General features: G+C 43.3%; 22 protein-coding genes, 2 tRNA genes and 1 riboswitch. Of the genes, 14 read left to right on the forward strand and 10 right to left on the reverse strand.

The features are described from left to right. Nucleotides 1–68 precede the first annotated feature (68 nt). The 3 genes from OS173_RS06580 to OS173_RS06590 form a co-directional block, all read right to left on the reverse strand. Nucleotides 69–593: a CbrC family protein gene (locus OS173_RS06580; RefSeq protein WP_267183480.1), complete on the reverse strand. Its 525-nt coding sequence runs from the start codon at nucleotides 591–593 to the stop codon at nucleotides 69–71. 238 nt (nucleotides 594–831) lie between these two features. Next, a complete protein-coding gene (locus OS173_RS06585) occupies nucleotides 832–1,371 on the reverse strand; it encodes a carboxymuconolactone decarboxylase family protein (RefSeq protein WP_267183482.1) in 540 nt (179 codons plus the stop codon). 73 nt (nucleotides 1,372–1,444) lie between these two features. Then, entirely contained in the window at nucleotides 1,445–2,011 is a 567-nt protein-coding gene (locus OS173_RS06590; protein WP_267183483.1) for a peroxiredoxin, read from the reverse strand. A 408-nt stretch (nucleotides 2,012–2,419) separates the two neighbouring features. On the opposite strand from OS173_RS06590, the gene OS173_RS06595 reads away from it, so the two are divergent. The 4 genes from OS173_RS06595 (at nucleotide 2,420) to OS173_RS06610 (ending at nucleotide 7,261) form a co-directional block, all read left to right on the forward strand. Next, nucleotides 2,420–4,186, forward strand: coding sequence for a diguanylate cyclase (locus OS173_RS06595; RefSeq protein ID WP_267183484.1), 1,767 nt, complete (start codon nucleotides 2,420–2,422; stop codon nucleotides 4,184–4,186). Nucleotides 4,187–4,279: 93 nt separating this feature from the next. Beyond that, nucleotides 4,280–6,004, forward strand: coding sequence for an amidohydrolase (locus OS173_RS06600; protein ID WP_267183485.1), 1,725 nt, complete (start codon nucleotides 4,280–4,282; stop codon nucleotides 6,002–6,004). After that, nucleotides 6,001–6,777, forward strand: a complete 777-nt coding sequence (locus OS173_RS06605; protein WP_267183486.1) for a glucose 1-dehydrogenase — start codon at nucleotides 6,001–6,003, stop codon at nucleotides 6,775–6,777. Before OS173_RS06600 ends, OS173_RS06605 begins: the two co-directional genes overlap by 4 nt. 37 nt (nucleotides 6,778–6,814) lie before the next feature. Continuing rightward, nucleotides 6,815–7,261 carry a hypothetical protein gene (locus tag OS173_RS06610; RefSeq protein WP_267183487.1) on the forward strand — a complete coding sequence of 149 codons (447 nt, stop codon included), beginning with the start codon at nucleotides 6,815–6,817 and terminating at the stop codon, nucleotides 7,259–7,261. Nucleotides 7,262–7,513: 252 nt separating this feature from the next. Here OS173_RS06610 and OS173_RS06615 read toward each other — a convergent pair whose 3' ends face one another. The 3 genes from OS173_RS06615 to OS173_RS06625 all read right to left on the reverse strand — a co-directional run bounded on the left by OS173_RS06615 (nucleotide 7,514) and on the right by OS173_RS06625 (nucleotide 9,013). Further along, complete coding sequence (locus OS173_RS06615) at nucleotides 7,514–7,816, reverse strand: chaperone modulator CbpM (RefSeq protein ID WP_267183488.1); 303 nt, start codon at nucleotides 7,814–7,816, stop codon at nucleotides 7,514–7,516. Beyond that, a complete protein-coding gene (locus tag OS173_RS06620; RefSeq protein WP_267183489.1) occupies nucleotides 7,813–8,718 on the reverse strand; it encodes a J domain-containing protein in 906 nt (301 codons plus the stop codon). The genes OS173_RS06615 and OS173_RS06620 overlap by 4 nt, the downstream gene beginning before the upstream one ends. 103 nt (nucleotides 8,719–8,821) lie before the next feature. Continuing rightward, the gene (locus OS173_RS06625) at nucleotides 8,822–9,013 is read right to left on the reverse strand and encodes a hypothetical protein (protein WP_267183490.1); all 192 of its coding nucleotides are present in this window, start codon (nucleotides 9,011–9,013) and stop codon (nucleotides 8,822–8,824) included. A 239-nt stretch (nucleotides 9,014–9,252) separates the two neighbouring features. Beyond that, nucleotides 9,253–9,377, forward strand: a riboswitch (SAM riboswitch). A 107-nt stretch (nucleotides 9,378–9,484) separates the two neighbouring features. On the opposite strand from OS173_RS06625, the gene OS173_RS06630 reads away from it, so the two are divergent. Both OS173_RS06630 and OS173_RS06635 read left to right on the forward strand, forming a co-directional pair. Beyond that, the gene (locus OS173_RS06630; protein WP_267183491.1) at nucleotides 9,485–10,768 is read left to right on the forward strand and encodes an O-acetylhomoserine aminocarboxypropyltransferase/cysteine synthase family protein; all 1,284 of its coding nucleotides are present in this window, start codon (nucleotides 9,485–9,487) and stop codon (nucleotides 10,766–10,768) included. A gap of 9 nt (nucleotides 10,769–10,777) precedes the next feature. Continuing rightward, nucleotides 10,778–14,179 carry an aspartate kinase gene (locus tag OS173_RS06635; protein ID WP_267183492.1) on the forward strand — a complete coding sequence of 1,134 codons (3,402 nt, stop codon included), beginning with the start codon at nucleotides 10,778–10,780 and terminating at the stop codon, nucleotides 14,177–14,179. 29 nt (nucleotides 14,180–14,208) lie between these two features. On the opposite strand, the gene OS173_RS06640 is transcribed toward OS173_RS06635, so the two are convergent. From OS173_RS06640 to OS173_RS06655, 4 genes are all read right to left on the reverse strand, one after another. Further along, nucleotides 14,209–15,150, reverse strand: a complete 942-nt coding sequence (locus OS173_RS06640) for a hypothetical protein (RefSeq protein ID WP_267183493.1) — start codon at nucleotides 15,148–15,150, stop codon at nucleotides 14,209–14,211. After that, nucleotides 15,143–16,492 carry a hypothetical protein gene (locus tag OS173_RS06645; RefSeq protein WP_267183494.1) on the reverse strand — a complete coding sequence of 450 codons (1,350 nt, stop codon included), beginning with the start codon at nucleotides 16,490–16,492 and terminating at the stop codon, nucleotides 15,143–15,145. The genes OS173_RS06640 and OS173_RS06645 overlap by 8 nt, the downstream gene beginning before the upstream one ends. A gap of 107 nt (nucleotides 16,493–16,599) precedes the next feature. After that, nucleotides 16,600–17,778 carry a hypothetical protein gene (locus OS173_RS06650; protein ID WP_267183495.1) on the reverse strand — a complete coding sequence of 393 codons (1,179 nt, stop codon included), beginning with the start codon at nucleotides 17,776–17,778 and terminating at the stop codon, nucleotides 16,600–16,602. A gap of 70 nt (nucleotides 17,779–17,848) precedes the next feature. Then, complete coding sequence (locus OS173_RS06655) at nucleotides 17,849–20,083, reverse strand: tetratricopeptide repeat-containing sulfotransferase family protein (RefSeq protein WP_267183496.1); 2,235 nt, start codon at nucleotides 20,081–20,083, stop codon at nucleotides 17,849–17,851. Between the two features lie 157 nt (nucleotides 20,084–20,240). On the opposite strand from OS173_RS06655, the gene pxpA reads away from it, so the two are divergent. The 8 genes from pxpA (at nucleotide 20,241) to tmpT (ending at nucleotide 25,377) form a co-directional block, all read left to right on the forward strand. Beyond that, nucleotides 20,241–20,990, forward strand: a complete 750-nt coding sequence (gene pxpA, locus OS173_RS06660) for a 5-oxoprolinase subunit PxpA (RefSeq protein WP_267183497.1) — start codon at nucleotides 20,241–20,243, stop codon at nucleotides 20,988–20,990. Beyond that, a complete protein-coding gene (pxpB, locus tag OS173_RS06665; RefSeq protein WP_267183498.1) occupies nucleotides 20,987–21,655 on the forward strand; it encodes a 5-oxoprolinase subunit PxpB in 669 nt (222 codons plus the stop codon). Before pxpA ends, pxpB begins: the two co-directional genes overlap by 4 nt. Further along, nucleotides 21,652–22,518 carry a 5-oxoprolinase subunit C family protein gene (locus tag OS173_RS06670; protein WP_267183499.1) on the forward strand — a complete coding sequence of 289 codons (867 nt, stop codon included), beginning with the start codon at nucleotides 21,652–21,654 and terminating at the stop codon, nucleotides 22,516–22,518. The genes pxpB and OS173_RS06670 overlap by 4 nt, the downstream gene beginning before the upstream one ends. Nucleotides 22,519–22,872: 354 nt before the next feature. Beyond that, on the forward strand, nucleotides 22,873–23,748 hold the full coding sequence (locus OS173_RS06675) for a hypothetical protein (RefSeq protein ID WP_267183500.1): 876 nt from the start codon (nucleotides 22,873–22,875) through the stop codon (nucleotides 23,746–23,748). Nucleotides 23,749–24,022: 274 nt separating this feature from the next. Next, nucleotides 24,023–24,229 (forward strand): hypothetical protein, encoded by a 207-nt coding sequence (locus OS173_RS06680; protein ID WP_267183501.1) that lies wholly within the window; start codon nucleotides 24,023–24,025, stop codon nucleotides 24,227–24,229. Between the two features lie 109 nt (nucleotides 24,230–24,338). After that, nucleotides 24,339–24,410 (forward strand) — tRNA-Arg (locus OS173_RS06685). A 154-nt stretch (nucleotides 24,411–24,564) separates the two neighbouring features. Beyond that, nucleotides 24,565–24,641 (forward strand) — tRNA-Arg (locus OS173_RS06690). Nucleotides 24,642–24,738: 97 nt separating this feature from the next. Next, on the forward strand, nucleotides 24,739–25,377 hold the full coding sequence (tmpT, locus tag OS173_RS06695; protein ID WP_267183502.1) for a thiopurine S-methyltransferase: 639 nt from the start codon (nucleotides 24,739–24,741) through the stop codon (nucleotides 25,375–25,377). Nucleotides 25,378–25,397: the final 20 nt, after the last annotated feature.

A 25,397-nucleotide genomic window follows, 5' to 3' on the forward strand; every position in this document is an offset into this window, starting at 1 on the left:
TACGGAGGGTTTTATCGTAGCTGCGCCCCTTGCGGGCGCCATTTATTAGATGAGTTCACTGGGACTAATTAACTTACGTCCCATGTACAATATTTCCGGTCTTGACAAGTAAACAAGTAAACCGAGACATTAAAATTCCCTTCAAGATGATTGGTAATGCGGTTGTTTGGTAGAGTTTGCCATAACCAGTCTAAATCGGTTTGTTCTTCATCTTCGGCGGAGAATGAATTTATAAATTCGTTTTTGTTTATGAAATCTGCTTTTGACGCTAATCTTTCAAACACGCAATAATCACCATTAACATAAGGCCAAACTCTATTTTGCCATGTTGGTAAAGCGGGTGTATTGTAGATAATGATATTCGTTTTATTTTCATCATCACCAAATGCTTCATTGGTTTCAATTCCGAGATTCTCAAGCTTACCTGCGATCAAGCATTCATCACAGATGCAATCAATTTCTTTTTCGCCATAGAAACCACCAGCATCAAACCATATCCCGTTATTTCCACAGATTGAACACGCTGAAGTTTTATCAAGTTTAAAAGAGAAATTGTCTGGATCTCTAAAATACCTGAAAGTTATTTTACTCATATATATGGAATATTAATATAGGGATTTCTAAATGTTGTTATCTTATAGATAATAAATTTGGATTATAGCAGAGACATTTCGTGGCCACAAAAAAACCCGTCTGCATAAGACGGGTTTCGTGGGTAAGTCCAGCACCCTTTTAAGTTCGATTAGTATTGCCTTTTATTATTCTGCTAAACATGAATTCAGACACTTGATGAACAAAAGGGGTGCTGGATTAGTGTCGCTATTTTATTTATTATTCGCTTGCGTTTTTTATCGCCAAAGCTTGTGCCACAGCGTTGACGGTGGCGGCGATGCGGATTGAGGATTGAATGCCTTCTTTGCTGATGCCGTGTTTGGCAATCGCGCTGACATGGGAATCAATACACATGCCGCAACCTTCAATGGCTGAAACCGCTAAACTAATCAGTTCAAAATCGACTTTTTCAATACCCGGTCGCGCCATCACGTTCATGCGCAATTTCGCCGGTAATGTGGCGTAGCTGTCATCACTACACAAATGGGTAAAACGGTAGTAAATATTATTCATCGCCATAATGGTGGTGGCGGCTTTAACGGCTTCCACATCAGTTTCGCTGAGAACATCCGCGACTTCACCGGCAATACTTTGGATAACCACCTTGTCTTTGGTGGCATAGGCTGAGCCCAGAGCAATCATGGCGATTTGTGAAGCCGATAAACCGGTAGCGCCTTCTTCCGTCAGGACACTGGTCAAATTTAATTTAATGTCTTTGGCATAATCAGGCAGGGCTGATTTTAAATCTTGAATAGACATAGAAAACTCCTGAAAATAGTTGGGTCAAAATCATCCCGTGACCAAGCGATCACGGGATGGATTTGGGTAATATTTAAGCAGTGGCTTGTTTTAAATCGATGGTTTCGTCGCCTTTGCTCCAGTTACAGGGGCATAACTCATCGGTTTGTAAAGCATCGAGAACACGCATCACTTCTTTCGGGTTACGACCGACGTTTAAATCTGTGGTCATGGAGAAGCGAATAATACCGTCCGGATCTACGATAAACACAGCACGTTGAGCCACACCTTCGTTTTTATCTAAAATACCCAAAGCTTCGGTCAGTTCTCGTTTCACATCTGCCAACATCGGAATCGGTAAATCACGCAATTCTTCCTGGTGTTTACGCCACGCCCAATGGGTGAACTCTGTATCGGTACTGGCGGTCAGCAACTGGGCATCCCGGTCAGCAAAATCTTCGTACAAATCACCAAAGGCGGCAATTTCAGTGGGACAGACAAAAGTAAAATCTTTTGGATAAAAGAAAATCACTTGCCATTTTCCGGCATAGGTTTGGTCTGTTATTTCGGTAAAAACGTTATCGATATTGATTTCATCTAATGGTTTACCGTCAACAGCGGTTAATTTAAATTCTGGAAATTTTTCACCAACACTAATCATAATGAACTCCTTGGTTTTTAGTTTAGAAAAAGAATATTGTTTCGATGGGTGTATGATAAGCGCAGGCGAATGATTTGTAAAATTGAATGATTAGATTGAACTGTTCGCAAAAATAGAACGTTGTAATTGTTGTCAATCAATCTTTAAACAGCAAGGGCATATTAATGATTACTTCAACTTTATAACTAATTTTTTGAACAAAAGTTTGCTGATGAATGGCGTATATTTTTGTGTGATTCAGTGACAAATATTTGAAATATTTTTAAATAAATGTCAAAAGTTAGCTTGCTTAACAAATAAATGCGTTTAATCGCTTAAAATTTAATCACTTCGTTATGGTTTTTTTGTGGGTGGTTGATATCTGTGGTTTAATTAAATACTCTTTGTTAGGGTCTTGCCCCATGTTAAGTGAAAAATAATAATCTGAATTTTCTATCATTATTTTTTGTTGTATTTGTTTGCTTTGGTAGCTATGCGTTTGCCGAAACTGAATTAGAACAATCTTTGACTGAATGCAAATCATTGGAGGATGACCAACCGCAACAAGCCATTACTTTGGCAGAATCAATCCTGTCTCATATGTCAAAAGAAGAAAATGCGGTTATCTATGGGCAGTTTTTAGGCTGTGCAGCCTGGGCTTACGCCAACAATAATGAAATAAATGAAGCACAAAATAAAGCCACAGAGTTAGAAGCATTATCGACTCAATTAGATGCCAGCGAGGATAAAGTCGATTTACTTCGCCGAACCGGCAGTATTTTTCATCGCACCGGCAATCGCATTGCGGCCGTTGATAATTACCAAAAAGCCATGGATATGGCTGAGTCTTTGAATTTGAAAAAGCCTCAAATTGCTATTTTGAGTAATTTAGGTGTTCTTAATTCCCAGATCAGGGAGCATGAACTGGCCATTGCTAATTATTATCTGGCACTGAAACTGATGGCGGAATTGGGTGATAACAGTTATCAGGCCCCGGTGCTGTTTAATTTGGCGATTACTTTAAATGGTGAAGGTCGTTATAAAGAAAGCTTACCGCTATTAGAAAAAGTGGAAGCCATGATAACCGACCAATGGCCTGACAGTCGCGTGGCGCAAGTGTATTCGGGATTGGCGGTTGCGCATAATGCCTTGGATTCACATAATCTGGCGTTAGCGTATATTGAAAAAGCGTTGGCGTTGTTATCCAAAGAGTCCATTCAATCCATTGAATATTATGGGACGCTGGTGGCTTATGCGGAGGTTTTGATTGCACTTGATCAAGCACAAAGCGCTTTACAACAGGCTGATACCGCCTGGCAATATTATCAATTAGACGAAAATCGGGAGCAATTGCTGAGTGTTAATAATCCCTTATATGCTTTGGCCAATGTCTATGAAGATGTCCAAAGACCGCTTAAAGCCCTGGCTGTTCGTAAATTGGCCGCAGAGATTGACGCGGAATTTCAGGACAGCTTTAATAAAGAAGCCATGGCACAAATGCAGGCCCGATTAAGTGACAGTCAGCAGCGCAAGGAATTGGCTGAATTAAAAGCGCAACAAGCTAAAGACAAAATAGAACTTATCGCCGCACAACATAATCGACAATTGACTTTAATGTTGGTGGTGTTCGGATCAATTTTAGTGCTGGCTTTTTTATTCTGGCAACGTCGTGTTAATAAACGCCTTCATGCCATATCGATACGTGACTCCTTAACACAATTGGGTAATCGACGTGCGATACGAGAATGGATGGCCAATCGAAAATTCCCACAACCGCCTAAAATTCGGTTGATGTGGTTGATTGATTTGGATATGTTTAAACATATCAATGATCAATATGGTCATGAAGCCGGTGATGAGGTTTTAATTGCATTGGCCCAAACCTTGCTTGGGTGCACCAATGATCAGCGTTTTGTGGGGCGTTGGGGTGGCGAAGAGTTTATGCTGATTACGGATGATATCTCAAAACATGTTATGTCTGATTTTTGTGACCATTTACTTTCAGCCATCGCCCAAACCGAAATTAACTACATGGATAAAATTATTTCGGTGACCGCCTCTGTGGGTGTCAGTCAAATGAAAGGTACCGATAAAAAAGCCTGGCATGAAGCGCTGACAACGGCTGACAAGGCGCTGTATCGGGCCAAAGACAAAGGCCGAAACTGTGTAATTTGTGGTGATATTAAGACGCCTTAAAAGACTTCGATGGTTCCCTGCATCTGATTTAACAATAATTAAGTGGTGAGTTAGTTATACTAAAGTCATTACGATGACAAATAAGGAACGCTTATGAAAATTAATAAATGTCTGATTTTGTGGGTTGCCCTTATGTTTTTAACGGCCTGCCATCACCGCACCATAAAACAATCTGACACCACCCTGTATTACAACGGCGACATTGTCACCATGCAGGGTGATGCGCCGCAAATGGTTGAAGTTATCGTTGAAAAACGGGGCAAAATTACCTTTGTGGGTGACTTAAAAACCGCCGAGAAGCAGTTTAGCCAAGCCCATAGGGTTGATTTGCAAGGCCGAACCTTATTGCCGGGTTTTATCGACCCGCACAGTCACTTTGGCATGGTTTCCAATACCATGGGGCAAGTGAACTTAAATTCGCCGCCGGTGGGTTCTGTGACCGGTATTGAGGATATTCTTAGTGCCATTAAAGCCTATAAAATAAACAATGACATAGCCGATGGTGAATGGATTTTTGGCTGGGGTTATGATGAAAGTCAGCTGCAGGAACAGCGGCATCCGAATAAGCGTGAGATTGATCAAGTGCTACCCAATAATCCGGTGTATTTACAGCACACCAGTGGTCATATGGGTGTCGCCAATTCGATGGCCTTAGAGCGCATGCAGGTGACAGCTGATACACCCAATCCCGAAGGCGGCAATATTGATCGAATTAGCGGTTCAAATGAACCCAATGGTTTAGTGCAAGAAACGGCCATGTATCCTTTTGTCGGGAATATGTTGCAAATTTTGGCCAGCCACCAGGCACAATATTTTGAGCAAACCCAGGATTACTACGCCAAAAATGGTGTGACCACTGCTCAGGATGGCATGACCGATCGCAATGCGCTGGCGTTTTTTCAATCACAAGCCGATGCCGGCAAACTTAAAATAGATTTGGTGGCTTTGGCAGGCTTCAGTGACCTTGATGAAAATCTAAAGGATGCTGAATTAAAATGGAAAACCTATCAAAACGGGTTTAAAGTTCAGGGCACAAAAATCATCGCGGATGGCTCGCCGCAAGGTAAAACCGCATATTTTACCAATCCTTATTTAACCAAAGTAGCCAGTTGTGATCATGATTGCAAGGGCTTACCGAGTCTTTCCCAAGGGACGTTGAATGACCTGTTTGTTACAGCGTACGCCCAGGACAATCAGTTATTTATTCACGCCAACGGCGATGCCACCATCGATATGGTGATTGCCGCCCATGAATATGCCGCTGAGCAACTGAATCAACCCTTGGACAAAGACCGCAGAACGATTGTGATTCATGCCCAATTTGTAAGGCCCGATCAGCTAAAGACTTTTCAAGAATACAATATGGAGCCGTCATTCTTTACCAATCATGCTTACTTTTGGGGTGATGTCCATGTCCAGAACTTAGGTAAACAACGGGCCTATTTCTTGAGCCCGATCGCCGCCGCTGAGGAACTTGGACTGAAATACACCGACCATTCTGATGACACCGTCACACCACTTGATCCGATGTTTTCGGTGTGGACTGCGGTTAATCGTGTTTCACGCAGCGGCCAGGTGATTGGTGAGCAACAGCGTGCGACACCCTTTCAGGCTTTAAAAGCCATCACCAGCCATGCCGCTTATGAACTATTTGATGAGGAGCTAAAAGGTACTTTGGCAGTAGGCAAGTTAGCCGATTTTGTGATTTTGAATCAAAACCCGTTAACAGTCGGTCCCATGTCCATAAAGGACATTAAAGTGGTAGAAACCATCAAACAAGGACAAACTATTTATCAATTACTGGAGTCTGCCCAATGAAAGCCTTTAACGAACTCTTTGATCTTAGTGGTAAAACCGCCATTGTCACCGGTGGTGCCAATGGTATTGGCAGAGCCACTGCGCTGCGCCTGGCACAAGCCGGTGCCAATATTGTGATTGCCGATTTGAATTTAAACGATGCCGAGCAAGCCGTCAAAGAAATTGAACAACAAGGTGCGAAAGCATTGGCGGTTGAATGCAATATCTTAAAAGACGACAATTTAGTGAATTTAGTGGATGCCGCTTTAAAAAAATTTGGCGGTATTCATGTGTTGATTAATAATGCCGGTGGCGGCGGTGGCGGACGCGAAAATCCCTTTAAAATTTCGGTGGATGATTTTCGCCGAGATTTTGAACTCAACGTCCACAGTGGCTGGCGTCTTTGCCAATTATGTGTGCCACATATGAAAAAAGCCGGTTATGGATCCATTGTATTCAGCACCTCCATGTCGAGTATTAACAGCAGCCCCAATATGAGTGGTTACGGTGCTTCAAAAGCCGCGGTTAATCACATGGTGTCGAATTTGGCCCATGACTTTGGACCGGAAGTCCGTATTAATGCGGTCGGTCCTGGCGCCACCCGCACAGCGGCCTTAGCCAGTGTCCTGACACCTGAAATTGAAGCCAAAATGCTGGCGAACACGCCCATTAAACGTTTGGGTGAAGCCGATGATATCGCCGGCGCCATGCTGTATTTCGCCGCCCCGGTCTCCGAATGGGTCAGCGGCCAGACTTTGTTTGTTAATGGCGGTGGTGTACAGACGCTGGATTGAGTGTCATACAGATTATGACAAACTTGTTAATTAGCTTGTGGAATTAAACACGATACAAATAGCCCAAGCTGCCATTGCAGAAATAGCCAAGCAATTTCCAAATTTAACAATGGTTAAAAATACAGAAGATCCGGTTGAGTTAAATGTTAACGTGCCCGTACAATCGGGTTTGAAGTACAAGATTTGGCTTGGCTTGCAAAATTCAGATGAGTTATTTTTTGCTGTCTCTGATAATTTTTATGTTAGCTTTTACCCTTGTACAAACCGGAACAATGTCGATCTTTTTGTGAAAGCGGTGACTGGTTTTATGTCCGGTGAACTTGGTGTTATAGAATACTATCGCGGCCGTTATTGTGTTAAAGCATATTTACAGAACATGGGTGAACAATCCAGGTGTACTATGGCGACATGGCATGGACGTTTTTGGAGGGTATTTGGCCGTAAAACGACTCAGATATTGAGGAATGATGACTTACAAGGCTAGTTGGCTTAACAGTCTGTTTAGCCAAACAATAAACAGTAGGTTTTATCGCTCGTTCCCATGCTCTGCGTGGGAATGTGTAGGGTTTTTAGGTTTTGTGAATATTCTAATGAACCAGTATGAAATAGCCCAGGTTAGTTTAAGGTCAATGGTTATATTGAGGTATGCATTCCCTCGCCGGAGCGTGCGGAACGAGGTCGATAATAGCGGAAATGAAAACAAAATGTTCGATGGGGTTTGAGAATTTTTAAAGGCTTAATCGTGCTCGTACAAACCCAAGCGATTTTTGGTGGCCATTAATCGTTGTTCTAAATCGTCAATTTTTTCTAATAGATTGAGTATGACGTCGATGCCTTCGGGGTTGATGTCCAGCTCGCGGTATAGTCGGATAATTTTGTCTATTTGGCGAATATTGGCTTCATCCACATATAAGCTGTCGTGGATGGTGATGGTTTCAATTAAACCGATGTCATGTAAGTGGGTAAAAAAGGTACGTTCCACCTGGTAATGTCGGCAGAGCGTGGTGATTTCTATGGTGTTTTGGCGGTCGTTACTCATGATTGAAGTTCTTGCAATTCAGTGAATAGTTGACGTTCTTTTTCGGATAATTGGGTCGGTATCTTAATTTGATAGGTGAGTATCAAATCACCTTTGTCATTATCTTTTTTGTATTTAGGAAAGCCTTTGCCTTTGAGTCTGACCTGGCTGTTACCCTGGGTGCCGGCTTTGACTTTTAATTTTACTTGACCGTCCAAGGTGTCAATCAATACATCACCACCAAGCACGGCGGTGTATAAATCCAAATCAATGGTTTTATACAGGTTGGCTTTTTCGCGACGAAATTTTGTGTTGTTCTGGATATTAAAACGGATGTATAAATCACCGTCAGGGCCGCCGTTGACACCTTTGCCACCGTGGCCTTTTAAGCGGATTCGCTGACCATTTTCGACACCGGCTGGCACGGTGATACGAATATTTTTACCGTTTAGGGTTAGGGTGCGTTTTTCGGTGGTGAGGACATCGGTCAGTTGCAGGGTTAATTCTGCTTGCATGTCTTCGCCTTTGAAATGTGCCTGGCGTCCGCCAAAACCGCTGCTGCCGCGGGCTTGGCTACCAAATATTGATTCAAAAAAGTCGGCAAAATCGGCCTCGCCGCCGGGGCTGCCGGTGTAGTGATGTTGTTGATAACCGTGTTGGCCACCTGCAGAACCGGCGCCTTGACCGTATTGATCAGCATGCTTCCAGTCCTCTCCAAATTGGTCGTATTTCTTTCGGTTTTCCTCTTTACCCAGCACTTGGTAAGCTTCGTTGATTTCTTTAAAACGGGCTTCGGCATCCTTGTCATTGGGATTGACATCGGGATGGTATTTACGGGCCAGCTTTTTATAGGCTTTTTTAATGTCAGCTTTGCTGGCTGATTTGTTGACGCCCAATACTTTGTAATAATCTTTATATTGCATATTGTTAATTATTGTTTGAGGTGCTTAAAGACACGCATAGATAAACAACAATATCGGGGTTTATTCTGCATTTTTCAATGGTATGCAGAGACTCATCCGATGGTTATCGTGGATAAGCTTTATAGACAGGCTGGCTTGGATCGGCTTCGATATCATCCATAATCTCTTCAACATCCAATTCCGTATCGCAATCATCACATTCCAGATGACTGGCATTTTCAAGCCATTTAATGGTTTTTTTGTGTTTGTGCCCACAATCGGCACATTGGAGAATAATTTTTTCGTTTTTCTTCATGGTTTTAACCCGGCTTTTAAGCCGAGACTTATTGGTTATTGAAAAGCCGGATCTCTAAACGGGTTGAGGTGTCCGAATCTGTTGTCATTATTTTATGGATATTTATGCTGAATTTGCAAAACATTTTTAGCAAATTATGTTCATGCGCTTAAGCCTTTTAAAAAAGGCTTGAGTTTTAGGATTGGTTTTGTGTACCATTGAGTCATCAGTTCAGCCGATACATTCATTGAACTGAGAAAATGTTATCAAGAAAGGCCGAGGGATTAGACCCGACGACGCCTTAGCAACCCTTTCCCCGTTACTAAACGAGAAAGAAGGTGCTACATTCTACTTCTTGTTATCCGGCAATGAAGATAGATAACTGAAATAAAACCACTGTTCTGTGGTTTTTCAGAATTTCTTTTTAACATTTTTCATTTGGACACAGTCTTCGGATTGTGCGAACTTTTATTTTTTAAAAAGGTATGAAAAATGACTCAATCTACACAATTACAAACCCAGGCGCTGCATGCAGGTCACGATGTCACACAACATGGCGGAACCCGCGCAGTACCAATTTACCACACATCCAGCTATGTCTTTAAAAATGCCGATCATGCGGCCAATTTATTTAATCTATCAGAGCCGGGTTACATTTATACCCGCCTGAATAATCCCACCAATGATATTTTGGAACAGCGTTTAGCCGCCCTGGAAGGGGGTGTCGGCGCGGTGGTCACCGCCTCAGGAACCGCGGCCATTAGCACCGCTTTATTGACGTTGCTTAAAGCCGGTGATCATATTGTCGCCTCGGGCAGTTTGTATGGTGGTACCTTTAATTTACTCCATGTGACTTTGCCACGGTTTGGCATTACCACGAGTTTTGTCAATGCCGATAATCCTGATGATGTGGCGGCAGCGATTCAGGAGAATACCCGCGCATTCTTTATTGAATCTCTGGGTAACCCCAAACTGGATGTGTTGGATCTCGAAGTACTTGCAGAAGTTGCGCATCAACATGACATTCCTTTCATTGTGGATAACACCATCGCCACGCCGGCTTTACTGAGACCGATTGAATATGGTGCGGATATTGTGATTCATTCACTCACCAAGTACATCACCGGAAATGGCACCGGTATGGGTGGTGCCATCATTGATGCCGGAAATTTCAACTGGGCCAATGGCAAATTTCCGGAATTTACCGAGCCCGCACCTGGCTATCATGGACTGGTTTATCACGAGGCTTTGGGTAACCTGGCTTATGTGGCGCGGTTACGGATTGAGGGCTTGCGTGATTTGGGTGCGGCAATGAGCCCTTTTAACGCTTTTGGTACCTTGCAGGGATTAGAAACCCTGGCTTTACGAATTAAACAGCACAGTGAGAATGCCCTGGCGTTAGCGCAATGGCTTGAGGCGCAACCTCAAGTGGCCTGGGTTAATTATCCCGGTTTAAACCAAAGTCCCTACTATGAATTGGCTCAAAAATACCTGCCTAAAGGTCAGAGTGGTATTTTAACCTTTGGTTTGAAAGGCGGTTTTGAAGCGGCAAAACAAGTGGTCAATGAAGCCAAATTATTTTCATTATTGGCCAATATTGGCGACACCAAATCACTGATTATTCACCCGGCCAGTACCACCCATCAGCAATTAGATGAGCAGGCTCAACATGCGGCCGGGGTCAGTCCGGACTTGATTCGTTTGTCGGTAGGCATTGAGGCCATTGAAGATTTAGTGGCTGATTTGCAGCAAGCTTTCGCGACACTCAAGGACTGAGGCAATATCATGGTAAAAACATTAGTCATTGATCAGTTCACGACTTTATCAGGCGCTGAATATGAACAGCTACCGGTGAGTTACCGGGTGTTTGGTCCGGATTTACATCAGGCCCCAATTATTTGTATTAACCATGCCTTGACCGGTAATGCCAATGTCAGTGGAGAAACCGGATGGTGGCGGGATTTGGTGGGGCCGGATAAAGCCATAGATACCCAATGTTTCACTGTGCTGGCTTTTGATATACCGGGAAATGGCGCCAATGGTTTTGTCATAGAAAACTATCAGGATTTTACCGCCAAAGACATGGCGCGGTTATTGTTGGTGGCTTTAGCACAATTAGGTGTGAATGAATTACATGCTTTAATCGGTGCTTCATTGGGTGGCGGTATTGCCTGGGAAATGATTGCCCTGGCACCAAAATTATGTCGCCACTTTATTCCGGTGGCGACAGATTGCGAGTCATCCGATTGGCTGATTGCCAATTGTCATTTACAGGAACAAATTTTATTAAATTCTAAGCAGCCGGTTCCTGATGCGCGAAAACATGCCATGATGTGTTATCGCACGCCTCAATCTTTTAGCCGGCGATTTCAGCGAAAAAAACAGGCTAATCAGCCGTTGTTTCAGGTCGAAAGCTGGTTAAATCACCATGGTGACAGTCTAGATAAACGGTTTTCCTTACAGGCCTATCTGCTTATGAATCAGCTGTTAAAAACAGTGGACTCAGGCATCCGCGATAACCCAAAACGAGCAGCACAAATAAGCGCGCAAATTCATCTGGTGGCGATTGATTCGGATTTATTTTATCCGGCGACTGATACCCGGGAATTATTTCAATGGTTAAAACAACATTTAGGTCCGAGACAAGTTGAATACCACGAAATTAATTCACCCCATGGCCATGATGCTTTTTTAATCGAAAAACAGCAAACTTCGCACATTATGAATTTAATTTTAAACAGCAAACAACGCCATCAAACCAGTCGTGTGTTGAAATTTGGCGGTCAATCATTGACCGATGGTAACGGTGGCTTTAATCGTGTAATAAAAATTATCCAAAGCCGCTTATCCAAACTGCAGCGAACAGTGGTGGTGTTGTCAGCCCGAGGCGATACCACACAGCGGTTACATGATTTAGTTCATCAGGCCGTGTCCGGTGAAGATTATGAGCGTGCTTTAACCACCTTAATCGCGCAACAAACACCGCCCGGTTTAAGTATCGACTGGCAGGAAAATGTGGACTTAATCAACCGATTGCTCAAAGGCATCGCCATGGTGGGTGATTACAGCTTAAAAACCTTGGATAAAGTTCTCGCACAAGGTGAATTAATGTCGGTCAAAGCCATGGCCGCTGCACTGACTGGCCGGGGTGTTCGGGTGGCGTTATTGGACACCCGGTCGTTGATTAAGAGCGATGATAATTACAGCCGTGCCTCGCCCTTGTCGCAGCTATCGAAAACTGCTGTTTGTCATGCAGTGGTGGCTTTAACAGATTATGACGTGATCTTGGCGGCCGGATTTGTGGCTTCCACAGAACAGGGTGACACCACCACTTTGGGACTCAATGGCAGTAATTATACGGCGGCGTTGCTGGCTAATTTTTTGGATGCCGATGAACTTGAAAATTACACCCATGTGGATGGCATTTTTACCGCCAATCCGCAATGGGTGGAACAAGCCCATAAAATTGAACAACTGAGTTTTGCTGAGGCCAATGAACTGGCGCAACTGGGTACGTCAGTATTGCATGCCAAGACCATGATTCCATTATTGGAAAAGAACATTCCTCTGCGTTTATTAAATACCTTTAACCCGACTGATGAGGGCACCTTAATTTCTGCGCAATCAAATCAAACCGGTATAAAGTGTATCAGTGCCGAGACTGATCGGGCACTCATTAATTTAAGCGGGCGCGGACTGCTCGGCAAGGTGGGCGTAGACAGTCGTATTTTTAATGCCTTGGCGCGGCATAGCATCAGCGTAAATATCATCGCCCAAAGCGGTGCTGAGCGCGGTGTTGGCTTGGTGGTTAACCGTGATGATGCGCAGTTGGCATGGCGGGTGCTGCGGGATGAGTTTAGCGACGATATTAAACGCCAGGATGTCAGCGATATTTGCCTTGATGAACAAGTTTCAGTGATTACGGCTGTGGGCTTATCACTGTCAGATTTTAGTCGGCCGTTAACCGCTTTGGTGAATAATCAGATAACACCGCTCATTATGAACAATGCCTTGAGTGGTCACAGTGTTAGTTTAGTGGTTAAGCAAGCAGATCTTATTAAAGCTGTGAACGTCATTCACAGTGCCATATTTGGCGCATTGAAGCGGGTTCACCTGGTGTTATTCGGTCATGGTGTGGTGGGTGGTGCTTTGATAGCGCAAATTTTAGCGGCCCAAGAAACCATTAAGCAAGGTAAAAACATTGACTTAAAAATCATTGCCATCGCCAACTCCAGACAAGTTCTACTGGATAAAGATGGTATTAGCGCGGATTGGTCTTCACGGTTAGAAAGCAGTCATCAGTCATCACAACTACAAACCATTGTTGATTACGTTAGGCAGCATCATTTAGAGAATGTTATCGCTGTGGATAATACCGCCAGCCTGTCTTTATGTGGTCAGTACGGTGAATTGATTACCGCCGGATTTGATTTGGTGTCGTCCAATAAAATTGCCAATACTTTTGATTATGACGCCTACAGTCGCTTACATGAGACATTAAAAAGACATGATAAAGTGTATCTCTATGAAACCAATGTGGGTGCCGGTTTGCCACTCATCGACACCATCAGAACTTTGCATCAATCGGGCGAAAATATCACTGCCATTCGTGGTATTTTTTCAGGTTCTTTGAGTTATATTTTTAATCGTTTTGGTGAAGAAGACGTGGCTTTTAGCGAAGTGGTCAAAGCAGCGGTCGGTCATGGTTTTACTGAACCTGATCCACGTCAGGATCTCAATGGTCAAGATGTGGCCAGAAAGCTACTGATTTTAGCGCGTGAACTGGATCTGGCGGTGTCGATGGTGGATGTGGTGATTGAAAACCTGATTCCAAATGATCTAATCAAACTGACTTTAGCGGATTTTAAACAGCGTTTACGTGAATTAGATGCGGTTTTTGCACACAAAAAAGCGGCGTTGAAACCGGGGCAGGTGCTGCGCTATGTGGGTGAATTAAGCGGTGATTTAATGCACACCAATACCGCTCAACTGACGGTTTCCTTACAAGCCGTTGATAGTAACGGACCCCTGGGCCGGGTGCGCGGCAGTGATTCATTGTTTGAAATATTCACCGAATCTTATGGCCAACAACCGATGATTATCCAGGGCGCCGGTGCCGGTGCGCAAGTCACCGCTCGCGGTGTGTTGGGTGATGTGCTGCGCATCGCCTCCCAGCGCACGGCTTAAAAACTGAGATTTTGAGGTGATGGCGTCTGTTAGTCTGACTCTGCCATCGCCTCAAATTTTTCAACCAGAATATCGACATCTTTTTGCATGCCGGGCAGGATGTTTTGTTGGTAATAGCTTTTAAAATCAAGTCCGCATGCGGCATTGTCGAGGCTACACAGGGTTAACATCGTCATGCCTTGAGGTTCACAGGCGATGCCGGCTTGATAGTGGCAGGCTATTTTCGCCAGTGACAATTGGAAAATCTGTTCAATACTGTGAAAATTCCGACTTTTTAACCAGGCTGAAAATGGCATAAATTCCCCGTCGGAAAAATACATAAATCCCATGCTGGATTGTTCAGCAATTAAGGGGCCGTTTTTGCTTTTTAAGACAGCGATTAAGGTCTGGCTATTTGTGTCTTTGCTGGAAGCGCCTTTTAGCTGTTGCTGGAACATATTTTGTAAATTATGACCAACCTGACTATTGGGTGGCAAGTTCCAATAGATGTTTTCCACATTATCAGCTAAGGTTGGATATGACTGAAGTACCGCCTGACAATTGTTCATCATGGCTTCAAATTCTGCTAATTTATTATTAGCAATATAATTTTTCTTGATATGTGTTTCACCCTCATTAGAATTGGACACAGCAAAGCAAGTGGCATTTTCCGACATAATGGAATGGGCTTCAATATAAGGATCGCTGTGGTATTTATGGGGTTTTAGTTCTTCTTTAAGTTGCATGATGATGTCTTCGCTTAATGGCTCGCTTTGTTGTGTTTCAGGCTTTGAATCATCCTGGCTTACTTTTTCTGTGGTCAGAATTGGGTCCGTTTTATTTTGTTGGCCGGATTGATTGGTTTGCTGTTGGTTTAGCTGTGCTAAGGAGGCGGCATTTCTTGGGGTAACCGTTATGTATATTATCAACACCACCACAATAGCAACGGCAATGACAATCAGGAACATTTTGTTAAATCCGCGTTTATCCATGAAATAAATCCTCGTAGCTGTTTTTGAAGGTTTGAACATCCTGCCATTGATTGGGGCTGATAAAGTGATTTTTGTAGAAATCGTGGATACTCAGGCCACAAGCGTCAGGAAATACGCGATAATCTTTTAAACAGTAATCAATCATTAAGGGGCTGTCGCTACCACAGCGCATGCCTAAATCACATAAATACAGATGGGTGGCGGCATTGAGAGGTTCCGAGTACCACCTGGTAGCACTGATATTATTGGCTTCCAGCACCATATCCACCGGCGTAATGCGTTGGTTTTTGGCTTCACCGCCACGGCTGTAGCCACTGCCTATGTAACGCCCGTTTTCAAAGCCGACGACCGTAATCAGCGCTTCATAAAACACTTCACCGTATGATGTATTAAAGTAGCTGAAAAGTTGTTGGTCAATGGCAGCAAAGGTATTTCTGTGTTGTTGAGCTAATTCGGGATTAATAACTTTTTGTTCTTGGCGTAAATTTTGTAAGCGTCTTAATTCTTTATTAATGTGCGATATTTCTGTGATGGTTGCCTGGTCAATAGACTCATCGGTCTCAGCCGGATCGGGTAAATCAAATAATAATTGGTTTTGTTGTGATTCGAGCTGATTAATTTGGTTATTAATATCTGTCATCTCTAGTTCACTTAAGCTGTCTTCGCCCTCAAGCACCTGTTCCAGCGCTTTGTAGCTTTGTTGCCATTGCAGGCTTATTTTAATGACATTTTTAAGTTCAATTTCGTGAGGTGTTTGAGTGGCTGTGTTATTTAATCGGTGCTCAATGGATTCAGTGATACCACTTATTAAAGTCGGTTGGTCTTTGTTTTTAACATCAAAGTCACCATAGGTCTGCCATAAAGCTAAACACTTATCATGCCATTGTTTGAGAAGTGTTTGTTGTTCAGCGGTGATGGCTGGCTTTTCGTTATCACCATAATCCGGACTGTCATAATAACGATAAGAACTGCCGACAAGAGTGGTTAAATCAGCCTGCATGCCCTTTGTTTGCCATTGATAAAAAATGGGCTGGCAGGTTTTGGCATCTTTGAGTTGGTAATAAATATCGAGGTAACTGAGTTGCTCGATATCGTTTTGACTGGCTTTTTTGGTTTCTTCAGTGGTGGAAATAAGTTTTTTATCAGGTTGTTCTATCGTCGACTTTTGGTGCTCAGTTTGTGTGGATTCAGTGTCTACCCGACTAACCACATTGGCCCGGCTGTCAATTTGCTGTTGTTTGACGTCTTTTTGATCTAACTGATATTTTAATAAAATCAAGGCAGCAATCACCATTAACACAAGAAAGCCGTAGAATAAATATGCCAGTAGTTTTTGACCCATGAATAACGCGTTGCAAAATAAGGTATTTTAACAGGCGTTGAGAATTTATGAAATCCAATAAAAAAGGCGTCCGGATGGACGCCCATGAATCTTATTAAAGATATTGCTTACAAGACCTTTTTACGGCTGCGACGAACTGTCATTAACGCCAATATTCCGGTTAAGGTAACAATCCCCATCGGCGATAAAAATGGTACTGGTTGTGCCGAACCACCGGGTGTACCTCGACCAACCCAATTTGCACCGGCATCTGTCATGCCTGGTGGTAAATTGTTCAATAAACCGGCAGCACTTAAACTGGTTGGATCGGCGAAATCAGTCGTGCTTGTGTTGGCTTCATTTTCGGTCAAGCTAAAAGCAGCGAAGAACGTTAAGTAGCGGGTTTCACCGGGGTTAACTGGAACATCATAGCCAAAAGAAATATTGTCAGAGCCACCAAAACCCCGAGAGCCTTTCTCACCTTTTTCTTTATTTGCTGTAATACCTTGAGGCCCTCCACCGCCACCGAAGCTGGGGATCAATAAAGGTACGGGCTGAATACCTTGGGGACCACCAAAAACATGGGTAATAATCGGATCACTTGTGGCGACTCCGCCATATACATTGTTGTCAGAAGTAATCACCCAGTAATCACCACTATCAAATACACTATTACCATTGGACGTATTCAGTGTGTAAGTTTCATTATCGGAACCCAAATTACCGCCCACTGCAGCCCGTGTGGTAATCATTGAGGCAGTTGGATTGTGTAAAGTATGAATAATGCGAATCAGTCGTTTATCTGTGTAGGCATAATATTGGCTACTGACTTCCAGACCGTTAGGCATGACATCAGGGTCAGTGGTGAGTGTGGTGCCGGTAATATCGACCACGCCATCGGTGTCGTTATAAGGGGCGCCATCAACAAAAATACCACCGTAACCATCAAAGGCATCATACAAAGAAGTGGTATATCCGCTACCAAAAGAACCGGTGTTATTACTGCCACTCCAGCTGATGTTAAGTCCATATACACTGTAGTCACTGATTCCCATTGCTGCAGTGGCGCTGTTATGAGAGACAGTTGCTGTGCCATTTAACATGGAGCTGGCATAAATGGTACTTTGGCAAAAATAATAGGCGTTAGTGGTTAAACTTGTTACGGCACTAGTGACTGAAATGGTATAGCAAGCTGTGGTGGTTATACCTGCGCGGCCGCTGCCAATTCCCATTAAGCCTAATGTACCAGTTGCAGTGATAGAAGCGGCTTGTTTTAAGCGTGAAAAACCAGATGGTTTTGTTGACATTTAAATTCCCCCTAAGATAGTCAATTTAAAGACATTATAAACGTGCTAAATTAATTACTGCAACATATTCCTAAGTTTTATTTAATAATCCGGCTTGTTCAAGTCGATTAAAAATAGGTGCTAAGGGTTTTTCATAGCGCTGCCAACGGTTCACTGATTTCTGATAAATGGGCTGCCTGACCTGAGTGACACTGGCTGTCCGCACAACATTCTTTTGGCGGTGAAAGTCAAGACAGTCAGCATGCCAGTCCAAACCCAATGCAGCAATCAGTCGTCTACTGTGAAATTCAGGGTCAGCCACTAACTGTTCGTATTCAGTGACGATGATTCTGTCAGGAACCACCTGGTACCAATGTTGCATCACTCGGTCGTATTGAATCATACGCTCAGCAATATGATTTAAATCAAAGGCCCAGTTAATTTTGGAAAATTGAGTCATCCAGCATGACACGGCGACATCCCGCAAGTCGCGTTTGGCATGGATGATTTTGGCATTTGGGAAGAGCGTTAAAATCCAACCAATTTTGCTGTAGTTATCGGGCATTTTATCGACCACGCGAAGGATATTTTTAGCATCGCCGATGAGTTTTTTTATTTGTTGTAAATGCCCCTTGGCCATATTTTTTAAACCATTTTTCGTAATATGTTGCACCAAATCAAAAGGAGAGCCACCGGGGTGATTAGCAGCAGCGGGAAGTTGATTAAAACTTTGGCCGATAAGTGGCTGTTCGCCGATACCAATGATATGTGGATGGGCATTGAAAATCTGTTCGGTTAGCGTGGTGCCGCTTCTCGGCATACCAATAATAAAAACCGGTTGTTCGCTGTCACTGCCAGTGGCGGTAAGACGTTTAAAGTAATCGCCATCAAAGGTCTCGATAACACGGTCTATGTATTGTCGGTATTTGTTAGGATCATAGGCTTTCTGGGTTTTTTCGTTATAGCTTAGTTTGTATTGGTTGGCTGATTGAATGTGTTGGGCAGCTTTGACATAGTCACCCATGCCATCGTAAAAATAACCCAGACCAGTGTGCAATTGGGCTTGAGCACCTTCTCGAATGCTGCTTTGTTGTAACAATGACTGCATGGTTTCGGCATGCTGTGGTTTGAGTTTCTTTTTCTGGGTTACGGCCAGACCACTGAGCGCGGGGATGCAACGAGCGTTTTTTTCAATGGCGATTTCAAACTGCTCTCGAGCGACCTCTAAATTGCCACCGGCTTCTAAAGCATGGCCATAAGCTGCATGAATTCGAGCCGCCCCATCATTCGATGTGATAATTGTTTCATAATCAGCAAAACAGGCAGACATATTCACCTGTTCCATATAGATTTTAGCGCGGGTTAACAGCGCTTCATTGTTTTCAGGATCCTTGTCGATGACTTGGTTGATGGCCGTTAAGGCATCGTCTTGCAGGCCGGCTTCCAGTAATACCTGGGCGTGTCCACATTGAGCTTTAATATTGGCCGGGTCTTGTTGTAGAGCCAAATGATACCAATGGTCTGCCTGCTTAATGTCACTGACTTTCAACCAATTACCGGCGATGCCGTTCAGTAAATCCACATGCTTTGGGTTAAGCTCATAAGCATCAGCAAAGGCATCCATGGCCTCATCAAAATGCTCTAATTCGGTTAAACAGCGACCTAAGTGAAATAGGGCATCAACATCTTTAGGGTTGATTTCTACCGCGCGGCGGCTGTGCTCAAGGGCCTCATCTAAGCGGCCAATTGTCAATAATAACCAGCCTAAGTTACTGAGCGCTGCTGTGTATTCGGGGTTAAGTTCAAGTGTTTTCTGATAATGATGAATGGCTTTTTGAGTTTGCCCGCTTTGACGGAAGGCATCTGCCAACCCCAGATGCAGGTGGGCTTGTTTGGGGTAATCTTTAAGTAGCTTATATAGGCGTTTAATGGCTGTTTTAAAACGTTTAAGAGAGAGTTCAGTGCATGCGAGGTTATAAATGGCAGGAGAGTAATTAGGTTGCTTTTTCACAGCTTTTAGTAAATGTTGATATGCCTTTTTAGTATCACCATGGCGTCGCAGGGCTTCACCATAGTTACTGTGATAGCGCGCATCATTGGGTTTCATGGCTGCAGATTTGGCCAGAAAAAATAAACTATCTTCAATATCATTGTTGAGTAAGCGTGCTAAACCATTTATCTGCCAGTACTCAGAATATTGTTCTATATGTTTGTCTTTACAAGCGGCCAATAGACTGATGGCACCTTGCGTATCCTGTTGCTGCAAACGCTGTTGGGCTGCATGAATGACTTGTTCAGTTGATACCAGGGTTGAATCTTGAGTCATGACGAGTATCTGTGTCAAAAGTTTTATAGTAATGATTTTCAAACAAAATAAGAAGTGATTTTTATCAGCTTTGTTAAATGGATAGTTGTTGGTATATTTAAACACTTTCAGAGGTTGTGATAAAATCAATGATAGAGAACCAACCGATGAGGCGATTATGGATATTAACTGTGACTTAGGTGAATATGAGCGACTTTCAGAGTCGAACATGGACAGTCTTATAATGCCGTTTATCAGTACGTGCAATATTGCCTGCGGTGGTCACGCGGGTAATGAAATCACCATGCAACACACTGTATTATTGGCCAAACAATATGACGTGGCCATTGGTGCTCACCCCAGTTATCCGGATCCGGTTAATTTCGGACGCCAAAGTATGGACTTACGACATCAGCAGTTATATGAAATATTATCAGAGCAAATTCATGTGTTAAAGAGCATCGCTAAGCAACAAGGCATGTTGTTACATCATGTGAAGCCCCACGGCGCACTTTATAATGATGCTGCTGATGATTTGAGAATCGCTCAAGTGATTGCTCAAGTGATTGCCGATGTTGATAAAAGACTGAAGTTCTATGGTCAAGCGCATTCTGCCATGGCGGAAGCGGCTAAACTGCTTGACATTTGTTTTGTGCCGGAAGCTTTTATTGATCGCCGTTATTTAAGCCAGCATCGTTTGGTGCCTCGTATCCATCGAGACGCACTGATTGAAACGGTTAGTGAGCAAATCAAACAAGCCCGGTATTTAATCACACAAAAGGGACTTTATGGGCATGATGGTCAATGGTTGTCCGTAGATTGTCAAAGTTTGTGTTTACACGGTGATCAACCTAATGCTTTAGACACAGCCAAGGCCATGGATGAGTTATTAAAACAGTTGGATGTGAGGAAATCCAAACCTCAATGAAGCCTTTACAAGTCAATTATGTGCAAGCCAATGGTGATTGCGCGATACTCATATATTTTAAACGGCACCCTCAGTTCAAGCTTAGGTTACACGCTTTGGCAAAATATATTCGGGCACAACACATATTTGGTGTTGTTGAAGTGGTACCGGCTTTTGATAGTTTAATGTTGGTATTTAATCAGCCCAGCGGTGTTGATGATAAGCTAATGGTGTCGGTTAAAGAAGCCTGTGTGCAAAGTCTTGGTATTAATGTGAAGCCTCAGCTACATGAAATTCCGGTTTGTTATCATCCGGATTTAGCCGCTGATTTAGAGACTGTTTTAAAGCAAACTGGCTTAACGTTAGAGCAATTAATAACTGTACACTCAGAGCCAACATACACAGTTGATTTTTTAGGTTTTTTACCCGGTTTTGCCTATATTGATGGTTTGCCGACGCAACTCAATATCCCAAGAAAATCAAAAACGAGTCAAAACACACCGGCGGGTAGCATAGCCATTGCTAATCGACAAACCGGTATTTATGCACTGGATAGCCCGGGTGGTTGGCATGTGATTGGCCGCACGCCGATTAAATTGATTGATTGGCAAACGGCACACAATATAATTTATCAACCACTGGATCAAATTCGTTTTAAAGCCATGAGTTATGATGCCTTTATATGAGTATCGTCATAAATAAAGCCGGGTTTCTCACCACTATTCAAGATGGTGGGCGAACCGGTTATGCGCACATTGGTATCCCAAAGTCAGGTTTTATGGACCGTTTGGCGGCACATGTGGCAAATAAAATGCTTGAGAATGATCCGAATGCAGCATTATTGGAAGTGGATGTGGTCGGTATCATATTAACAACAGAGGTCGATTGTTCGGTGGCCATAGCAGGTGCTAAGGCGATTGTGCACATTAATCAGGAACCCAACGATACCACGCAGCCGATTCATTTAAAGCAAGGTGATCAGCTCGAAATTAAGCCCTTAACACAAGGTATGTGGACTTATTTGGCATTTGCCGGTGGCTTATGTTGTGAATCAGTTCTGGGAAGTTGTTCAACCTTAACTGTGGCAAAATTAGGTGGATATGAAGGAAGACGTTTGTACAATAACGACCGAATTATTTTACAGGCACCCAGGCACATTCACGGGCAAAAAAAACCAATGTATAAAAGACCACCACATAATACCATTCACTGTTTAGCGGCTACTGCCGGGCCGGAATTTGACCTATTTACAAAAGCAGCGCAACGCCAAATTTTTCAAACCGCGTTTACTATGACTGAACATATCAGTCGCCAAGGTATGAAAATAACCGGTGTAAAATTGGACATTAAAACAAAAACTGACGTTCACAGTACAGGTTTGGTGCCGGGCAGTTTACAAGTTACGCCCGGTGGAGAGTACATTGTTACCCATCGCGATAGCCAAACCACCGGAGGTTATCCGCGACCCATCATACTTAACCAGCAGGCACTGAACCAATTGGCTCAAGTCAGACCGGGCGAGCAAATCTATTTTTATAAAGACCTTTGAATTAATCTTGGTCGGTGGAAAAAAGCCAACAGTAGGGTTTTCTAAAGCAGCTAAAATTCCACTAATCACCAATAGTAGGCACCTCGAGGCGACGCAGAAAACGCAGTCTAATACGCCGTTATTAGCAAGCTTTCTAACGCCGAATGGTGGGATTTAGACGACCTTCCAAAGGCCCTGCTTTTGGGTTTAACTCGATTCACGATTAATTCAAAGGTCTCTTATAGTAATTAAGTAACCATACATTTATTTTTGTTAAAACCTGTTGCGCAAAGCTTTTGATCAAGTTAGCCAAATTGATTGTGATTGAAAAAATAACTGGTTATAATAATGAAAAGTTATAACAGGGGGGAATCTGTGAAATTTAAAATATTTTTAATCGCTATCGTATTGTTTTTTTCCGGCATATTAGCCGCTCAGAGCCAGGACAATGCCAGTCAAATTGTAACAACCAAACACCTCACGCCTTTGCCGGAAATCCAACATAGTCTTAAGTTGGCCAGCGGAATAATCATTTATGATAATGGTCCGTTGGTAAACAGCCCGGGTACCGGTGTGGGTGGAATGGATGAAAGTGTTCTACAAAAAACCAGTTTAGGCATGGATACCTTAGGTTTTGGGCACCAGGTCAGTACCGGCTATCGTGTTGCAGATGATTTTGTGGTACCAGCTGCGGGATGGAATATAGGTCAAATAGAGTTTTTTGCTTATGAAACAGGAGAAACAGCGTCTACCATTACTTTAGTCAACTTACAAATTTGGGATGGCCCACCCGGACAATCTGGTAGTCAAGTTGTTTTCGGCGATACCGTCACCAATATAATGAGTCAAACCGCACCAGCCAATATCTTGCGTGTTACTGAAACCGATAGTGGAGCAGACAATAGTCGCCAAATAGCGGTTAGTGTTGTTGATGTTAATATAAATTTACCGGCAGGTACATACTGGCTGGATTGGCAAAGTGAAGGGTCCGGTAATTCGGGTCTCTGGGCGCCACCAATCACAATGACCGGCAATACCACCACCGGGAATGCCGTACGTTCGTCGGATAACGGTGTTACTTATGAACCCATTGAAGACAGCGGTACTTTAACACCACAAGGCTTACCATTTATTATATATGGACAATCATCCGGTGCTACAGCAACGTCAGTGCCAAGTTTAAACTTTTGGGGAATATTGGTGTTGTTATTGTTATTGGTTATTTTTAGCCAACAGTATTTGCGTCAATAGTCAAACTAAATTTCCGGATACAAAAAAGTCACAAAGGTACTTTTTTAGTGATTGAAATGTTTTTTATGACGTCCCGAAGCGGGACATATTAAGACGTGAGTTTATGACAGTTTTGTCGATTTGAATGAACTTCATCGCAGTACTGATGAGAAGAGCATGTTAATAAGAAGTTATCTCTAATTCAAAGACCATATTTATCCCAAGTTTATTTTCACATAAGTCATTAAATTAAGTACAATACGCACCTCAATCAATGCGCCCGTAGCTCAGCTGGATGGCAAAGTTGATTCGTTTGTCTTCTTTGGCTAAAGCCAAAACCGCCAAACGAATGATTGTTGTTGGAAGTCTCAGGTTCGCCTCGGCTCACCATTCGACTTTATTGCTTAGAACCGGTTGGTCGGGAGTTCAACTAAATCGGCAGGACTGCCGATTTGAACGCACTTTAGTGCGGCCCGAAGGGCGAAGTGCATGGATGCACTGAGTAATCTCTCCGGGCTCGTCGGAACGACGACTTGTTTGAAGATGAGACTTAAAAGTGTTAATTTTACTTTGAAAAATAAAATATAATACGCAAAAGAGCAATGCGCCCGTAGCTCAGCTGGATAGAGTAACCGGCTTCGAACCGGTTGGTCGGGAGTTCAACTAAATCGGCAGGACTGCCGATTTGAACGCACTTTAGTGCGGCCCGAAGGGCGAAGTGCATGGATGCACTGAGTAATCTCTCCGGGCTCGTCGGAACGACGACTTGTTTGTAGATGAGACTTAAAAGTGTTAATTTTACTTTGAAAAATAAAATATAATACGCAAAAGAGCAATGCGCCCGTAGCTCAGCTGGATAGAGTAACCGGCTTCGAACCGGTTGGTCGGGAGTTCAAATCTCTCCGGGCGCGCCAACTTCCACCACAGATTTAATAAATACCGAAGTTTAAAACGCATTGCGATTATGTCGTTATGTGCTATTGTGTATTGTATTCAAAACTTCAATTGAAAATGGAACAGGACTTTTGGCACCGCCGTTGGGCAAAGAACGAGATAGGCTTTCATGAGCCCAAGCCCAATGATTTACTGGTTAACTATTTCGATCAGCTACCGTTGAAAACTGACAGCCGGATTTTTCTGCCTTTGTGTGGAAAAACACTGGATATAGATTGGCTGTTGGCGCAAGATCATCAGGTGGTGGGTATTGAGCTGAATCAGTCTGCGGTAGAACAACTGTTTAAGCGGTTAAACTTAATTCCCGATAAAACAGTTATCAATAAGCATCTGACTTGTTATCAAGCGCCCAATATCTGTATTTATCAAGGGGATATTTTTAAGCTGACAGCTCAGGATCTGGGTGTGGTGGACGCGGTCTATGATCGTGCTGCCTTGGTGGCTTTACCTGAAGCTTTGAGACAGCAATACAGCCGGCATCTACTTCATTTATGTCCGCACACACCGCAATTGCTTATCGTTTTTAATTATGAGCAAAGCCAAATGGCAGGACCGCCTTTTTCAGTGAGTGAACAAGCCATTCGTCACTATTACAAATCATATAACAGCATCACAAAACTGACTGTTCGGGAACTGCCCGATGGCCTGAGAGGGGTGAAGGCAGAAGAATTAGCCTGGTTGTTGTTAGCGGAATAAAATAGCTCTAATACCGGCCG

The organism is Marinicella gelatinilytica, from assembly GCF_026410405.1.
GTDB lineage: Bacteria > Pseudomonadota > Gammaproteobacteria > Xanthomonadales > Marinicellaceae > Marinicella > Marinicella gelatinilytica.

What these genes read in the sequence shown, in the direction of transcription:
- OS173_RS06680 (WP_267183501.1), top strand. Translation starts at nt 24,023, where the DNA reads ATGGCAAAGTTGATTCGTTTGTCTTCTTTGGCTAAAGCCAAAACCGCC.
- OS173_RS06645 (WP_267183494.1), bottom strand. Translation starts at nt 16,492, where the DNA reads ATGGGTCAAAAACTACTGGCATATTTATTCTACGGCTTTCTTGTGTTA.
- OS173_RS06650 (WP_267183495.1), bottom strand. Translation starts at nt 17,778, where the DNA reads ATGTCAACAAAACCATCTGGTTTTTCACGCTTAAAACAAGCCGCTTCT.
- OS173_RS06635 (WP_267183492.1), top strand. Translation starts at nt 10,778, where the DNA reads ATGGTAAAAACATTAGTCATTGATCAGTTCACGACTTTATCAGGCGCT.
- OS173_RS06580 (WP_267183480.1), bottom strand. Translation starts at nt 593, where the DNA reads ATGAGTAAAATAACTTTCAGGTATTTTAGAGATCCAGACAATTTCTCT.
- OS173_RS06630 (WP_267183491.1), top strand. Translation starts at nt 9,485, where the DNA reads ATGACTCAATCTACACAATTACAAACCCAGGCGCTGCATGCAGGTCAC.
- OS173_RS06615 (WP_267183488.1), bottom strand. Translation starts at nt 7,816, where the DNA reads ATGAGTAACGACCGCCAAAACACCATAGAAATCACCACGCTCTGCCGA.
- OS173_RS06670 (WP_267183499.1), top strand. Translation starts at nt 21,652, where the DNA reads ATGAGTATCGTCATAAATAAAGCCGGGTTTCTCACCACTATTCAAGAT.
- pxpA (WP_267183497.1), top strand. Translation starts at nt 20,241, where the DNA reads ATGGATATTAACTGTGACTTAGGTGAATATGAGCGACTTTCAGAGTCG.
- OS173_RS06640 (WP_267183493.1), bottom strand. Translation starts at nt 15,150, where the DNA reads ATGGATAAACGCGGATTTAACAAAATGTTCCTGATTGTCATTGCCGTT.
- tmpT (WP_267183502.1), top strand. Translation starts at nt 24,739, where the DNA reads ATGGAACAGGACTTTTGGCACCGCCGTTGGGCAAAGAACGAGATAGGC.
- OS173_RS06625 (WP_267183490.1), bottom strand. Translation starts at nt 9,013, where the DNA reads ATGAAGAAAAACGAAAAAATTATTCTCCAATGTGCCGATTGTGGGCAC.
- OS173_RS06620 (WP_267183489.1), bottom strand. Translation starts at nt 8,718, where the DNA reads ATGCAATATAAAGATTATTACAAAGTATTGGGCGTCAACAAATCAGCC.
- OS173_RS06590 (WP_267183483.1), bottom strand. Translation starts at nt 2,011, where the DNA reads ATGATTAGTGTTGGTGAAAAATTTCCAGAATTTAAATTAACCGCTGTT.
- pxpB (WP_267183498.1), top strand. Translation starts at nt 20,987, where the DNA reads ATGAAGCCTTTACAAGTCAATTATGTGCAAGCCAATGGTGATTGCGCG.
- OS173_RS06655 (WP_267183496.1), bottom strand. Translation starts at nt 20,083, where the DNA reads ATGACTCAAGATTCAACCCTGGTATCAACTGAACAAGTCATTCATGCA.
- OS173_RS06600 (WP_267183485.1), top strand. Translation starts at nt 4,280, where the DNA reads ATGAAAATTAATAAATGTCTGATTTTGTGGGTTGCCCTTATGTTTTTA.
- OS173_RS06585 (WP_267183482.1), bottom strand. Translation starts at nt 1,371, where the DNA reads ATGTCTATTCAAGATTTAAAATCAGCCCTGCCTGATTATGCCAAAGAC.
- OS173_RS06605 (WP_267183486.1), top strand. Translation starts at nt 6,001, where the DNA reads ATGAAAGCCTTTAACGAACTCTTTGATCTTAGTGGTAAAACCGCCATT.